Genomic DNA, 14,040 nt, shown 5'->3' on the forward strand with positions numbered 1-14,040 from the left:
TTTTTTATTGCGAACCGGTTAGCGTTATTTATTCTTCATCGCTGTCGGCTTCGATAATCACCGGAATTTCTTTACCCATGCTGGTCAGGATTTGTCTGACTTCAGCCGGGATTTGATGTGGATTATCTTTACGCAAGTCGTCGTCTGCCGGTAGCGGCTGACCGGTAAAAGCATGCAGGAAAGCTTCGCACAGTAACTCACTGTTAGTGGCATGCCGCAGATTATTGACCTGGCGGCGGGTACGTTCATCGGTTAAAACTTTTAAAACATTCAGCGGTATCGAGACGGTAATTTTTTTAACTTGTTCTGATTTTTTACCGTGTTCTGCATAGGGGTGAATATATTCACCATTCCACTTAGCCATAAGGGATCCCTTGTCGTTAATTTTTGTTTTGCAGCGTAGCGCAAAACGGGAATTCTACTGCTTTCTGTCGGTGAGTCAAATAGTGTGCAACAAATAAAGATTATAGACGGCTAAATGGTTTGACTTCCAGTTAATAATGAATATACTTTTAGACGTCTAAACATCTAAAAGAGTTAAAGCATGAGTCATCGCCATCCCGCTACGATTAGCGCCCGGGCAGGTATCGCTGAAGATACCGCCTTCGGTGCCATCACGCCGCCCCTTTACCTGACCTCGACTTATCAGTTGCCGGCCTTTGGTCAGCCCGGTCCTTATGATTATTCGCGCTCGAATAATCCTACCCGCGATATTCTCGGTGAAGCCCTGGCGGAGCTGGAAGGTGGTGCCAAAGCCATTGTTACCAATACCGGAATGTCGGCGTGTCTGTTAGCGCTGCAGTTATTGACCCCGGCTGATACCTTGGTGATCCCACATGATTGCTACGGTGGCAGCTACCGTCTTTTTACTAATCTGGCGCAGAAGAAGCAGGCGTTCCAGCTGGTGATTGTCAATTTTCAACAGCCGGATTGGCCTGAACAGATTAAGCGGGCGGCACCGGCGATGATCTGGCTGGAAACACCGAGCAACCCCTTGCTGCAAATCACTGATATTGCTGCGGTGTGCCAGCTGGCAAAAAGTCTGACCGCAAAGGTCGTGGTAGATAACACCTTCCTGTCGCCGGCATTACAGCGGCCGTTGGCACTGGGGGCCGATCTGGTGGTGCATTCGACCACCAAGTTTATTAATGGCCACAGCGATGTGATTGGTGGTGCGGTGATCTGTAAAACGCAAGCCTGCGGTGACGAGTTGAAATGGTGGGCGAACTGCCTTGGCCTCACAGCAGGCGCTTTTGATAGTTATTTAACCTTACGTGGTTTGCGGACTCTGACCCCTCGCTTGCAGTTGCAGCAGCAGAATACCGCCGAGGTGGTGGCCTTTCTGCAACAACACCCGCTGATTGGTAAGGTGTACTATCCCGGCCTGGTGGATCATCCCGGCCATCAGATTGCTAAGCGCCAGCAATCTGGCTTCGGCGCCATGTGCAGCTTCGAGTTAAGCGCCCCGCCAGCCTTACTGACCACCTTTTTCAGTAACTTACGCTACTTCACGCTGGCGCAGTCTTTAGGCGGGACGGAAAGTTTGATTTGTCATCCTGCGACCATGACCCATGCCTCTATGGACGCAGCGGCCCAGGCCACTGCCGGGATAGGGGCAACACTGATTCGGGCGTCGGTTGGTATTGAATTAGCCCAGGATCTTATTGCCGATTTAGCTCTGGCACTGGATGCCGTGGCTGCGGTACAACAGCAGTAAGTGGAAGTAGCATGAGTGATTTTAAGCAAGTAAAATCGGGTGTCGCAGCGCCTTTGACAACGCTCAATATCGTGGTCGCCGGTACCGGTAAGGTCGGCGCCGAATTTTTACGATTACTGGCATCGCAGCAACAACGCTTTGCCGGCCAGATCAGACTTAATCTTTGCGCTATCCTGAACTCGCGCCAAGCCTTACTCAGCGATACCATCGAGAGTCAGGCTTGGTCCAGTGCTTTTAGCGATGCCAAGCCTTATCAGCAGGCAAGTTTAGTTGCCTATCTGGCAGCACTGCCCAGCCCCAAGGTATTGATTGATATCACACCCAGTCAGGACTTTGCCAGGCTCTATCCGGCCTTTATCGCCGCAGGTTGTCATCTGATCAGTGCCAATAAACAAGGTGTTACCTTGCCGGGTTCTGAATATCAGCAGATCCTGCAGGCATTGGAGCTTAGTAGTTTACGCTGGTTGAGTAACACCACCGTCGGTGCCGGGATCCCGGTACAGCGGGTGATGCAGGAGTTATTACAAAGTGGCGATCAGATCCGCGAGGTGAGCGGGGTATTTTCTGGTACGCTATCCTGGTTATTGTGTCAGTATGATGGTACTACAGCCTTTTCTGAACTGGTGTTACAAGCACAGCAGCTGGGCTATACCGAACCAGATCCACGCGATGATCTTTCTGGTAAAGATGTCCAGCGTAAGCTGCTGGTATTGGCTCGTGAGCTGGGTGCAGAGTTAGAATTAGCGGATATTGAGCTGGAACCACTGTTACCTGCCGGGTTAGCAGACGGTGATCTGGCCGGATTTTGGCGTCAGCGTCAGCAATTGGATCTGATGCTGGCTGAGGCTTATGCTAAGGCAACTGCCGAAAATAAGGTGCTGCGTTACGCCGCCAGTCTGCGCTTAGCTGACGGGCAGGTACAGGCCAGTGTCCGTTTAGTTGCTGTGGACAACAAGGCGCCGCTGGCTGCATTGGCACCCTGTGACAATATCTTTGTTATCACATCTGACTGGTATCAGCAGAACCCGCTGGTGCTGAAAGGTCCGGGCGCCGGCCTGTTGGTAACGGCCGGTGGTTTGCATGCAGACTTAGCGGAGTTAGTGAAGTCTGTTCGTTAGTCTAAGGCGTGTTAATCTTTGCGGAAAAAACAAGCAGCGAACGTCAACACGCCCTAAATGCTGGTATGACTTGGCAATTAAGCTAAAACTCAGGTAATCTGAGCATAACGGCAGTATTGCCTGCTGCAACGGATGAATGGATTATCTGCATGCCATTATTGCACCTGTGTTGCTGGTTGTTGTGCATCTTTCTGGCCATCGCGCCCGGCGCTGGCGCTACCCCTGCCAAATTTCATTCCGAGCCCGGCCCGGTGCCGGCGCTGGATAATTATTTTAAAGAAAGCCTGAATACCCGAGATGGCTTACCCCACAACACCATTAATGCGCTGGCTCAGACCGCAGATGGCTATTTATGGTTTGGCACTTGGGAAGGTGTCGCGCGTTACAATGGCCGCGAATTCAAAATTTTTGACCGTAGTCCGGAAACTGGCTTACCGGATGTCGGGGTCAGAACTTTCCATGTCGATTGGCAGCAAGATCTTTGGATTGCCGGTTCCCGCGGCGGATTAGTCAAAGTTAGCAATGGTGTCTGGCACGCCTATCCGCCGCTGGGGGTACTGATTAACCGGGTGCTGCTGGATAGTCAGCGTCGATTGTGGATCGCCACTGAAGGTAAAGGCTTGTATTTGCAGGATGAAGCTGGCCAGCGCCGGGTCTGGCACCGGGCTGATGGCTTGCCCTCAGAGCAGGTACATAGTTTACTGGAAGACGCGACTGGCCGGATTTGGGTAGGTACCTCGGATGGGCTGGTATTCCTGGATCCGGATCTGCAGATCCAACAGGTTGCTTCCGCCGAGTTACAACGTACCCCGGTATTTGCGCTACTTGAGCGGCAGCATGAATTATTGGTCGGTACTGAGCGCGGACTTTTTGCACTGAGCGACCCGCAGGCTCAGCCGCTATCCTTATTGGCCAATGTGCCGGTTTCGTCATTATTGCCACAAGGCCCGGATATTTTATGGATCGGTACCGTTGATCGGGGATTATTCCGGCAAGCCCGTGGCGTGACCGAGCAGCTGGATATCCGCCAGGGCTTACCGAATAACAGGGTACTGGCGCTGTTACTGGATAAAGAGAATAGTATCTGGGTTGGCACTAACGGCGGTGTATTCCGCTTGCGTGATGCTCCTTTCAGTACCTTTACTACCGAGCAGGGCCTGGCCAGTAACTTTGTCCGGACTGTGTTATCGCATTCCGATGGCTGTCTGTACATTGGCAGCAGCGGCGGATTAAATCGTTACTGCGATGGCAAATTAAGCCGCTTAGATTTAAGTACTGTCAGTGTCGGTCAGTCAGTATTGAGCCTGGCCGAGGGGCCTGATGGCAGTTTGTGGGCCGGTACCTATGCCGATGGCCTGGTCCAGCTTCGCGACGACAAGGTCGTACAACATTTTCATGCTGACAACCGCTTGCCGGCGAACGAGGTGCGGGCGGTATTGCCGCTGGCAGATGGCAGTGTCTGGGTTGGTACGGCGCTTGGAGCTGTCTGGCTGAGCGCTGCCGGTGATAAGCTGTATGGCCGGGAACAGGGCCTGCCCAGCCCCTTTATAATGGGGCTGTATCAGAGTTCCGATCAGCGGATCTTTATTGGTAGCGGGGCCGGTGTTGCAGTGCTGTCTGCAACAGGTGAGTTGCAGCGTTTAGATCTGAGTCGTTTCGATGACGCTGATTACGCCTTTGGTTTTGCCGAAGATAAAGAAGCTGGCTTATTGTGGATGAGTACCGATCGTGGGTTACTGGCATATCACTTACAGACCGATAAAATCAGCATGATAGGCCGGGCGCAGGGCATGCCGTTTGATAAGTTATTCCAGTTGGTATTAGACCAACAAGGGCATTTCTGGGTTAGCAGTAATCGCGGTGTATTAAGGCTAAACCGGCAGCAAGCGCTGGAAATCGTTAACGGACAGCGGGGCTGGATTGATATTGAGTTATATGGCGAGAGTGATGGCATGGCCAGTGCTCAGGCCAATGGTGGCTCCGCCAAAGCTGCAACGGTGCACCATGATGGTTCGGTTTGGATCGCGACCTCCATGGGCGTTAGCCGGGTGCAGCCAGAGCGCTTGCAACAATTCGCGCGGCTAACCCCTCCCGTCGTTGTTGAAGAGCTAATTGTCGATGGAGAGTCGCTGGCACTGCGGCAAACGCACCGGCTGGCTCCGGGTACAAACCGTATTGAGTTTCAATATGCCGGTTTGGGTTATGTGATGTCGCAACGGATCCAATACCGCACTCTGCTGGAAGGCTTTGATAGTCAGTGGGTAAACCGTGGCGCCGCCATCAGTGCTGAGTACACCAACTTACCACCGGGATCCTACCGTTTCCGGGTTGCTGCTGCTTATCCCGGTGGTGACTGGAGTAAAAATGAGGCGATTGTTGAGTTCACCTTACTGCCCCAACTGTGGCAGCGCGGCGGTTTTCAACTCTTGTTATTAGTATTGTTGGCTGGCAGTCTGTTTTTGGCGATCCGCTGGCGCCTGAGCAGCCTGCGTCACAGCGAGCTGCGCTTGCGTAAGCTGGTCGCTGAGCAGACCTCAGAGTTACAGTTATTAGCCAGACAGGATGCGCTAACGGGCCTGGCAAACCGTCGTGCTTTTGATGAAGCCCTACAACACGAATATCTGCGTTCACAGCGCTACCAGACAACCTTATGTTTGGCGTTGCTGGATGTGGACCATTTTAAGCGGGTTAATGATCAATTATCGCACGCGGTCGGTGATGAGGTGTTAAAGCGGGTTGCGGCAGTATTGCAACAACAAAGCCGTAGCATCGACTTACTGGCCAGGTGGGGCGGTGAAGAATTTGCCATGCTATTACCTGTTACCAGTTTGCAGGATGCGGCAGAAGTCTGTGAACGCCTGAGGCAAAAAATCGAGAAAATGGATTTATCCGATATTGCCAGCGACCTTAGGATCACCATTAGTATTGGCTTAACCAGTAACCACAAGTTAGATCTATCGCAATTATTGTTGAATGCTGACCATGCACTTTATCAGGCAAAACGCGAGGGGCGGAACAAATTGGTACTGGCCGATCTGCCACAACAGACTGCTTCCTGAGCAGGTCCCAGCTTGCAGTTTTCGTATAAAAATTCAAAAAAACAGCATAATAATTCTTGATTATGCATATCCATCCCACTACACTAGGCGCCAGTTTGTGCTATAACTGGTAGCCTGTGTTTTAGTTAGTAAGAGTATTTCATGTCTGATATTTCAAAATCCCCGAAAATCCGCAGTGCGGTATTAGGCGCCGCTGGTTACAGTGGTGCAGAGCTCTGTGCCTTACTTAGCGCAAACCCTTATTTTGAACTCAGTTATGCTTTCGCTTCTGGCGGCCGCGATCCTGAACCGCTGGCCAGCTTATATCCGCGTTTTGCCCGTCAAGTCGATATTCTGGTGGAACCCTGGCAGGATAGCCTGATCCCTGAGCTGGATATCGAGGTAGCATTTCTGGCATTACCGCATGAGGCCAGTGAAGAGGTGGCTCCTAAACTGCTGGCCAAAGGGATTAAGGTGTTTGACCTGTCCGGCGCCTTTCGCTTAAAGCAGCCAGAGCTGTATCCGCAGTACTATGGCTATGTCCATCAGCATCCGGAATTACTCGAGCAAGCCGTCTATTCGTTAATGGAATGGCAAACTGAGCCGCTGGGTGATCTGGTCTCGGTACCCGGCTGTTATCCTACCGCTTGTTCACTGGCGTTATTACCGGTATTAAAGGCCGGTCTGGTTGCGGCGGATTGTATCCCGGTGATCAGCGCGACCAGCGGTGTATCGGGCGCAGGCCGTAAAGCCAGCCTGACCACCTCTTTCTGCGAAGTCGGCCTGAATGCCTATGGTTTCTTCAAGCATCGTCACCGGCCGGAGATTGAGCAGAACCTTGGCCGTAAAGTGGTATTCACCCCCCATCTGGGTAATTTTAAACGTGGCATTCTGGCCACCTGTGTGGTGAACCTGAACCCTGGTGTCAGTGCGGAGCAGGTCAAGTCGGCCTTTACCCAGGCCTATACCAGTAAACCGCTGATCCGCTTTACCGATAAATCCCCTAATGTGGCTGATGTTGCCGGCACTCCGTTCTGTGACCTTTACTGGCAACAGGATGGTGAACAACTGGTGATTATGTCGGCGATCGACAACCTGTTAAAAGGCGCGGCAGCACAGGCCATGCAAGCAGCGAACGTACGTTTTGGCAAACCGGAAACGGCCGGTTTATTTGCAGGAGCTGTCGCATGAAGCCCGTGGTATTAAAAATGGGCGGCCGCCTGTTACAAGACAGAGCGGCGCTGGATGCCTTGTTAGCGGTATGTGCCAACATTAAACAGCAGCGACCGGTGGTGCTGGTGCATGGTGGCGGTGACCAGGTTGATCAGTGGCTGGCGAAATTTGGTTTTAGTACCGAAAAAATTGATGGTCAGCGGGTGTCACCGGCTGAGCAAATGCCAGTGATAACCGGTGCCTTGGATGGTGCTGTCAATGCCGAAATGGTCAGCCGCGCGATATTAGCGGGTTTAAACCCCGTTGGTTTGAATTTGTCAGCCGGTAACAGCTGTCAGTTTAGTGTTAACACTAAACTGGGGGCGGTAGGTATCGCAAAGCCAGCTGAGCCGACCTTACTTAACCTGTTATTACAGCAAGGCTTTACCCCGGTATTTAGCTCTATTGGTATAGGTGCCGAGGGGCAGTTATTAAATGTAAATGCGGATCTGGCTGCAGCGGCGATTTGTCAGCTGGTTAAGGGCCAACTGGTATTACTGACCGATGTGCCGGGCATTTTAGATGCCCAGATGCAACTGATCCCAACCTTAAGCACGACGCAAGCGGCAGAGTTGGTGACACAGGGAGTGATCAAGGGCGGCATGAAAGTCAAACTGGATGCGGCGCTGGAAACAGCTGCGGCACTTAAAAGCAATATCGTTGTCGCCGGCTGGCAGCATCCGGAAGATTTACAAAACCTGATGCAGGATAAGCCAGTCGGCACCTGCATTATGTATTAACCTCAGGGCGCAGCTTAGCGCCACAGTATAAGGAAACCGCTTAGCGGATACGTGTGTTTTATGAGTAAATTAACCCAGCTGCTGTGTTTAGCTGAACTGGATCAGACACAACTTAAGGCGCTGCTCGAGTTAGCGCTGAATATCAAACAAAACCCGCAGGATTACCAGCAGGCATTAAAGGGCCGCAGCATTGCGCTGTTGTTTGAAAAGCCCTCGCTGCGTACCCGTGTCAGTTTCGATGTTGGTATTTACAAACTCGGTGGCCACAGTGTCTATCTGGATCAGCAAAACGGTGCCATGGGCGTGCGTGAGTCGGTAGAGGATTTTGGCAGCAATCTGGCTTGCTGGACCGATGCGATAGTGGCACGGGTTTACTCGCAAAAAACGCTGGTACAGCTGGCGCTAAGCAGTAAAAAACCGGTGATTAATGCGCTGAGTGATCTCTATCATCCGTGTCAGGCACTGGCCGATTTACTGACCTTAAAAGAGCAATATGGTGACCTGAGTAAAGTGCATCTGGCCTTTGTTGGCGATGGCAATAATGTCTGTCATTCGTTGATGTTGGGCGCCGCCATTATGGGCATGGATCTGACAGTCGTGACGCCACAGGGCTTTGGTCCTGATGCCCATGTACTGTTAAAGGCACAGGAGCTGGCACAGCATAGCGGCGCCAAGCTGACACTCAGTCAGCATTTGTCGTCAGCCGCCGGTGCGGATGCGATCTATACCGATACCTGGGTGTCGATGGGGAATAAAGCCGATCCGGCGCAGGTACAACGTATTTTTGCACCTTATCAAATTAATACTGCCGCCATGCAACGGTTGGCAGTAAAACATTTTATGCACTGTTTGCCGGCACATCGCGGTCAGGAAGTGACCAGCGAGGTGCTGGACAGTGAATTTTCTCTGGCATTGCAGCAGGCGGAAAACCGGATGCATGCGCAAAATGCTGTGTTAGTCAGTTTATTTAGTTGAGGTTGGTAATGAGCGTAAAGAATGTTAAAAAAGTGGTACTGGCTTATTCTGGCGGTTTAGATACCTCGGCCATTGTACCCTGGTTAAAAGATAACTATGACTGTGAAGTCATCGCTTTCGTCGCCAATGTTGGCCAAGGCGATGAAGAGCTGGCCGGCGTAGAGCAGAAGGCCATTAATTCGGGTGCCAGCAGCTGCTATGTTGTTGACTTGCGCGAAGAGCTGGTAAACGAAGTGATTTTCCCAACTTTAAAAACCGGCGCCGTCTATGAAGGCCAGTATTTGCTTGGCACCTCAATGGCGCGGCCAGTGATTGCCCGTGCTCAGGTCAAACTGGCACTGGAGCTGGGCGCCGATGCGCTCTGTCATGGTTGTACCGGTAAAGGTAATGATCAGGTGCGGTTTGAAGGTGCTTTTGCTGCTCTGGCACCGCAGTTAAAAGTTATCGCGCCCTGGCGGGAGTGGGAGTTTAACTCCCGGCAATCGCTGTTAAATTATCTGGCCGAGAAGAAGATCCCAACCACGGCTTCTGCCACTAAAATCTACAGCCGCGATGCTAACCTGTGGCATATTTCGCATGAAGGCGGCGAAATTGAAAATCCATGGAATGAGCCATCTGACCAAATCTGGATGTGGACCAAATCTCCGGAGCAGGCGCCGGATAAAGCCGAATATGTAGAGTTGAGCTTCGAAGCCGGTGAGCTGAAAAAGGTTAATGGCCAGGCCATGAATGGGGTGGCAGCTATTGAGCTGTTAAATGCCGTTGGCTCCGAGCATGGTGTTGGCCGGATTGATATCGTCGAAAACCGGTTAGTTGGTATGAAGTCCCGTGGCTGTTATGAAACACCAGGCGGTACCATTATTCTGGCGGCACTAAAAGGCCTGGAAGCGCTGGTTTATGACCGCACCTCACTAAAATATCGCGAAGAGGTTGGGTTGGAATTTGCCCAGCTGGTCTATGATGGCCGTTGGTTTACACCGTTAAAAGACGCCTTACTGGCCGCTGCCACCTCCTTAGCGGCGCAGCTGACCGGTGATGTAGTGGTCAAGTTGTATAAAGGTAATGTCACTGTGGCCAAACGTCGCTCGCCGAATAGTTTGTACTCTGAAGCTTTTGCTACCTTTGAAGGTGATGAAGTCTATAACCAGAAAGATGCTGAAGGCTTTATCCGGTTGTACAGTCTGGCCAGCCGGATCCGGGCGCTGCACGCGAAGAAGGATTAAGTTATGGCGATGTGGGGTGGTCGCTTTACCGAAGCGACACTGGCTGAGTTCCGCGATTTTAACGATTCGCTGAGTTTTGATTATCAACTGGCGCTGCAGGACATCGCGGCTTCGCGTGCCTGGGCCGCCGGTTTGTTGCAAGCCGGTATTATCAATCAGCAGGAAGCGCAGCAACTGGATACCGGCTTGGCTGACTTAGCGGTGGCGATTGAGGCGGATCCGAAGTTACCGTTGCAAACTCAGGAAGAAGATATTCACAGCTGGGTAGAAGCCCAGCTTACCGCTAAACTGGGCGCGGTGGCGAAGAAGTTACATACCGGACGCAGCCGTAATGATCTGGTTGCTACCGATCTGCGGTTATGGACCCGGCTAAATGCTGGCTATGTGCGACAGGCGTTATTATCAGTACTCAGAGCCTTGCTGGTATTTGCCGAGCGAGCCGGTAGCGACGTGATGCCGGGTTTTACTCATCTGCAGCGCGCCCAGCCGGTTTTAGTAGCGCATTGGGCATTGGCTTATGTCGAGATGTTTAAACGTGACCTGAGTCGCTTAGATGACGCTGTTGCACGCTTAGATGTGTGTCCGCTGGGTTGTGGTGCACTGGCCGGTACTGGTGTGGCGATGGATCGACATACACTGGCACAGCGTCTGGGATTTTCCCAGGCAGCAGCCAATAGTCTGGATGCGGTATCAGATCGCGATTATGTGGTGGAGCTTTCCGCTGCCGCCAGCTTGTGTATGACGCATTTATCACGTTTGTCGGAAGATGTGATCTTCTTCTGCTCGGGTGAAGCGGCGTTCTTTAAACTGGGAGACGCCATCAGTAGCGGTTCTTCGCTGATGCCGCAAAAGAAAAACCCGGATGTATTTGAGTTACTGCGCGGTAAAACCGGCCGCGTACTCGGACATTTGGTCGCCATTTTGCATGTGCTGAAAGGCTTACCTTTGGCCTATAACAAAGATATGCAGGAAGACAAACAGGGCTTTTTTGACCTGATGGCAACCTGGCAGCAATCTCTGCTGGTGTTAGCAACGGTATTACCCCATTTAGCGGTGAATACAGAGCAATGTCGTCGGGCCGCCGAGCTGGGTTATAGCAACGCGACGGATCTGGCTGATTATCTGGTAGCCAAGGGCGTGCCGTTCCGTGACGCGCATGAGCTGTCGGGAGCGCTGGTGTTAAAAGCTTCAGCGGCTAAGGTCGCGCTCGAAGCATTACCACTGACTGAGATGCAGCAGGTCAGCCCGCTTATTACCGATGACGTCTATGCTGCACTGACCATTGAAGCTGGTTTGGCCAAACGTGCCGCCTATGGTGGTACAGCGCCGGTGCAGGTATTACAGCAGTTAAAACTGGCACAGCAATGGTTTGATACTGTTAGTCATTAGTGTGCGCAGCAAGCATAAAAAAACCGGCGTTGCCGGTTTTTTTATGCTCTGAAAGTATGCTTAGAACAGCTCTTCCAGTTCCTGCTTTTGTTGATTGTTCTCACCAAATTGCACCTGAGGTACGCTACCGGATACGTATTGCGTCGGTTCAGTGCCAAGTTTGAAGAACTCAAAACTGCTGGTATGGTCAGTGCTGCGGCTTAACAGCCCGGTTGTCAGATCAATTCGCACTGACGAAATACCGACCGGTGGCGTAACGGTTTTTTCCGGATAGGCAGGCAGGATCTGCCGCATAAAACTCTGCCAGGCTGGCATGGCGGTGCGGGCACCGGACTCAGCTCCGGCGCTTTGCTCCCGACCAAGATTGGCATTCCACAATGCCCGGCCGAGGCTGCGGTTAGCGTCATCAAAACCGACCCAACTGGTTACCGCCAGATCACTGTTAAAACCAGAGAACCAGGTATCTTTCGAATCATTGGTGGTACCGGTTTTACCCGCCAGATCACGACGGCGCAGGTTTTGTAGCTGCCAGGCGGTACCATTCCAACCGGTGCCCTGGCGCCAGTCGCCACCACCCCAGATACTGCTCTTTAAGGCATCGGCAATTAAAAAGGCGTTTTGCGCTGAGATCACCCGTGGCGCGGCCTGAGCCGGCGTTTCCCCGTCCGTTTCCGGACAAGCTTCACAAGCTAACAGCGGCTGATGTTGAAAGATGACTTTATCCTCGGCATTCAGTACCTTGTCGACAACATAAGGCTGTACCAGAAAGCCGCCATTGGCGAAGACAGCATAACCGGTAACGACTTCCAACGGCGTCGACGAGGCAGAGCCCAGGGCCAGTGTCTCGTTGCGGGGCAGATCGGCGGCGCTGAAGCCAAATTTTAGTAACTGTTCGATAGTGGCGTCGATACCGATACCGCGCAATAAGCGGATGGAAACAACGTTTTTCGATTTCGCCAGAGCTTCGCGGATCCGGATTGGCCCGTCATAGACTGCTGGCGAGTTGCGTGGCCGCCAGGCAATACCGGCACCGTCATCCCAGTGGTGGATAGGGGCATCGTTCATTAAGCTGGCTAAGGTATAGTTATGCTCGAGCGCAGCAGAATAGATAAAGGGTTTGATATTGGAGCCTACCTGACGTTTAGCCTGGGTTACCCGGTTAAACTGGCTTTGCGCAAAACTATAGCCACCGACTAAAGAGCGGATAGCACCATCTTTTGGATCGATGGCCACCAGGGCACTGCTGGCGGCTGGGAGCTGGCTCAGGCGCCAGAGCTCATCCTGCTGCCGTACCAGGATGTGCTGGCCGGGTTTCAGGATCGCCGCCGCTGTTTTCGGTGCCGTGCCCTGACGCTCATCGGTGATAAAGCTACGGGCCCATTTCAGGCCATCCCATGACAGCTCCTGCAGTTGGCCGCCTTTTAGCAACACCATGGCACTTTGCTGTTTCACGTCTAATACGATAGCCGGAATAAGGTCCTCAATACCTTGCTGGCGGTCCAGGTAAGCATTGATTTCCGCAGGCTCAGGTCGGTTCTTCTCGGTAAATACCGGCTCTGCAGCATCGCTTTGCTGCAACTGACTTTGCCACAATTCGGCGACCGGACCACGATAGCCATGACGCTCATCATAGTCGTACAAATTCTGTTGCAGAGCCCGGCGGGCAATGGCCTGATCTTTACTATTGATAGTGGTATAAACGCGAAAGCCTTCAGTGTATGCAACTTCTTCACCAAAACGGTCAACCATTTGTTGGCGCACCATTTCGGCGATATAGGGAGCGGAGGCGGTGATCTGGGCACCATGTAACCGGCTGGTCACCGGGGCGGCGATGGCCGCGTCGTAGGTGGCGCGATCAATAGCGCCAGTGTCCAGCATCCGGCCAAGCACAACGTTACGACGGGCACGGGCGTTACTGGCTGAACGTACCGGGTTTAATACCGATGGCGCCTTAGGCAGACCGGCAATAATCGCCATTTCGTCAACACTGAGTTCCTGTACCGTTTTACCAAAGTACACCTGAGCCGCGGCTCCCACCCCAAAGGCGCGATGACCCAACTCAATTTTATTCAGGTAGAGCTCCAGGATCTCGTCCTTGGTCAGCAATTGCTCGATATGAATGGCCAAAAAGATTTCTTTGATTTTACGGATCAGCTTCTTTTCGCGGCTTAAGAAAAAGTTTCGGGCTAGCTGCTGGGTAATAGTACTGGCGCCCTGGCTGAGCTCGCCAGAGGTGGCAACCACGGTCGCGGCCCGCATTATACCGATAATATCGATACCCGGGTGCTCGTAAAAACGGGTGTCCTCGGTGGCCAGGAAGGCTTGAATCAATAGCGGGGGCATTTCGTCCAGGCGTAATGGGATCCGACGTTGCTCACCAAATTGCGAAATCAATTCGCCATCAGCAGTAAACACCTGCATCGGGGTTTGTAAGCGGACATCTTTTAACGTAGCGACATCAGGTAAATCATCTTTCAACCAAAAATAGGTCGCAGTGATGCTGGTGACACCGAGCAAAAAGGCAACAAAAACAAAAATAAGCAGTTTTTTAAACCAAGACACGATGCGACCCCAACTTTAACTCCCAATTTGGTAATTTCACTGCTAAATAACTGTGCCAAATAGTAG

General features: G+C 52.2%; 10 protein-coding genes. 8 read left to right on the forward strand and 2 right to left on the reverse strand.

The features are described 5' to 3' along the window. Positions 1–28: 28 nt before the first annotated feature. Positions 29–364, reverse strand: coding sequence for a met regulon transcriptional regulator MetJ (gene metJ, locus A9165_RS10280; protein WP_008609027.1), 336 nt, complete (start codon positions 362–364; stop codon positions 29–31). Positions 365–544: 180 nt separating this feature from the next. On the opposite strand from metJ, the gene metB reads away from it, so the two are divergent. From metB to argH, 8 genes are all read left to right on the forward strand, one after another. Next, complete coding sequence (gene metB / locus A9165_RS10285) at positions 545–1,717, forward strand: cystathionine gamma-synthase (RefSeq protein WP_065955809.1); 1,173 nt, start codon at positions 545–547, stop codon at positions 1,715–1,717. 11 nt (positions 1,718–1,728) lie between these two features. Next, positions 1,729–2,835, forward strand: coding sequence for an aspartate kinase (locus tag A9165_RS10290; protein WP_065955810.1), 1,107 nt, complete (start codon positions 1,729–1,731; stop codon positions 2,833–2,835). Positions 2,836–2,984: 149 nt separating this feature from the next. Then, positions 2,985–5,894, forward strand: a complete 2,910-nt coding sequence (locus A9165_RS10295) for a ligand-binding sensor domain-containing diguanylate cyclase (RefSeq protein WP_008609024.1) — start codon at positions 2,985–2,987, stop codon at positions 5,892–5,894. A 141-nt stretch (positions 5,895–6,035) separates the two neighbouring features. Next, positions 6,036–7,064 carry an N-acetyl-gamma-glutamyl-phosphate reductase gene (gene argC / locus A9165_RS10300; protein ID WP_008609023.1) on the forward strand — a complete coding sequence of 343 codons (1,029 nt, stop codon included), beginning with the start codon at positions 6,036–6,038 and terminating at the stop codon, positions 7,062–7,064. After that, positions 7,061–7,825 (forward strand): acetylglutamate kinase, encoded by a 765-nt coding sequence (argB, locus tag A9165_RS10305; protein WP_008609022.1) that lies wholly within the window; start codon positions 7,061–7,063, stop codon positions 7,823–7,825. Before argC ends, argB begins: the two co-directional genes overlap by 4 nt. 60 nt (positions 7,826–7,885) lie before the next feature. Then, positions 7,886–8,800 (forward strand): ornithine carbamoyltransferase, encoded by a 915-nt coding sequence (locus A9165_RS10310; protein ID WP_008609021.1) that lies wholly within the window; start codon positions 7,886–7,888, stop codon positions 8,798–8,800. Between the two features lie 8 nt (positions 8,801–8,808). Further along, on the forward strand, positions 8,809–10,023 hold the full coding sequence (locus A9165_RS10315) for an argininosuccinate synthase (protein ID WP_008609020.1): 1,215 nt from the start codon (positions 8,809–8,811) through the stop codon (positions 10,021–10,023). Between the two features lie 3 nt (positions 10,024–10,026). Next, the gene (argH, locus tag A9165_RS10320) at positions 10,027–11,412 is read left to right on the forward strand and encodes an argininosuccinate lyase (protein WP_008609019.1); all 1,386 of its coding nucleotides are present in this window, start codon (positions 10,027–10,029) and stop codon (positions 11,410–11,412) included. Between the two features lie 60 nt (positions 11,413–11,472). Here argH and A9165_RS10325 read toward each other — a convergent pair whose 3' ends face one another. After that, positions 11,473–13,974 (reverse strand): penicillin-binding protein 1A, encoded by a 2,502-nt coding sequence (locus A9165_RS10325; RefSeq protein WP_008609018.1) that lies wholly within the window; start codon positions 13,972–13,974, stop codon positions 11,473–11,475. Between the last annotated feature and the right edge of the window lie 66 nt (positions 13,975–14,040).

It is taken from the genome of Alishewanella sp. HH-ZS, from assembly GCF_001704375.1.
GTDB classification, from domain to species: Bacteria; Pseudomonadota; Gammaproteobacteria; order Enterobacterales; family Alteromonadaceae; genus Alishewanella; species Alishewanella aestuarii.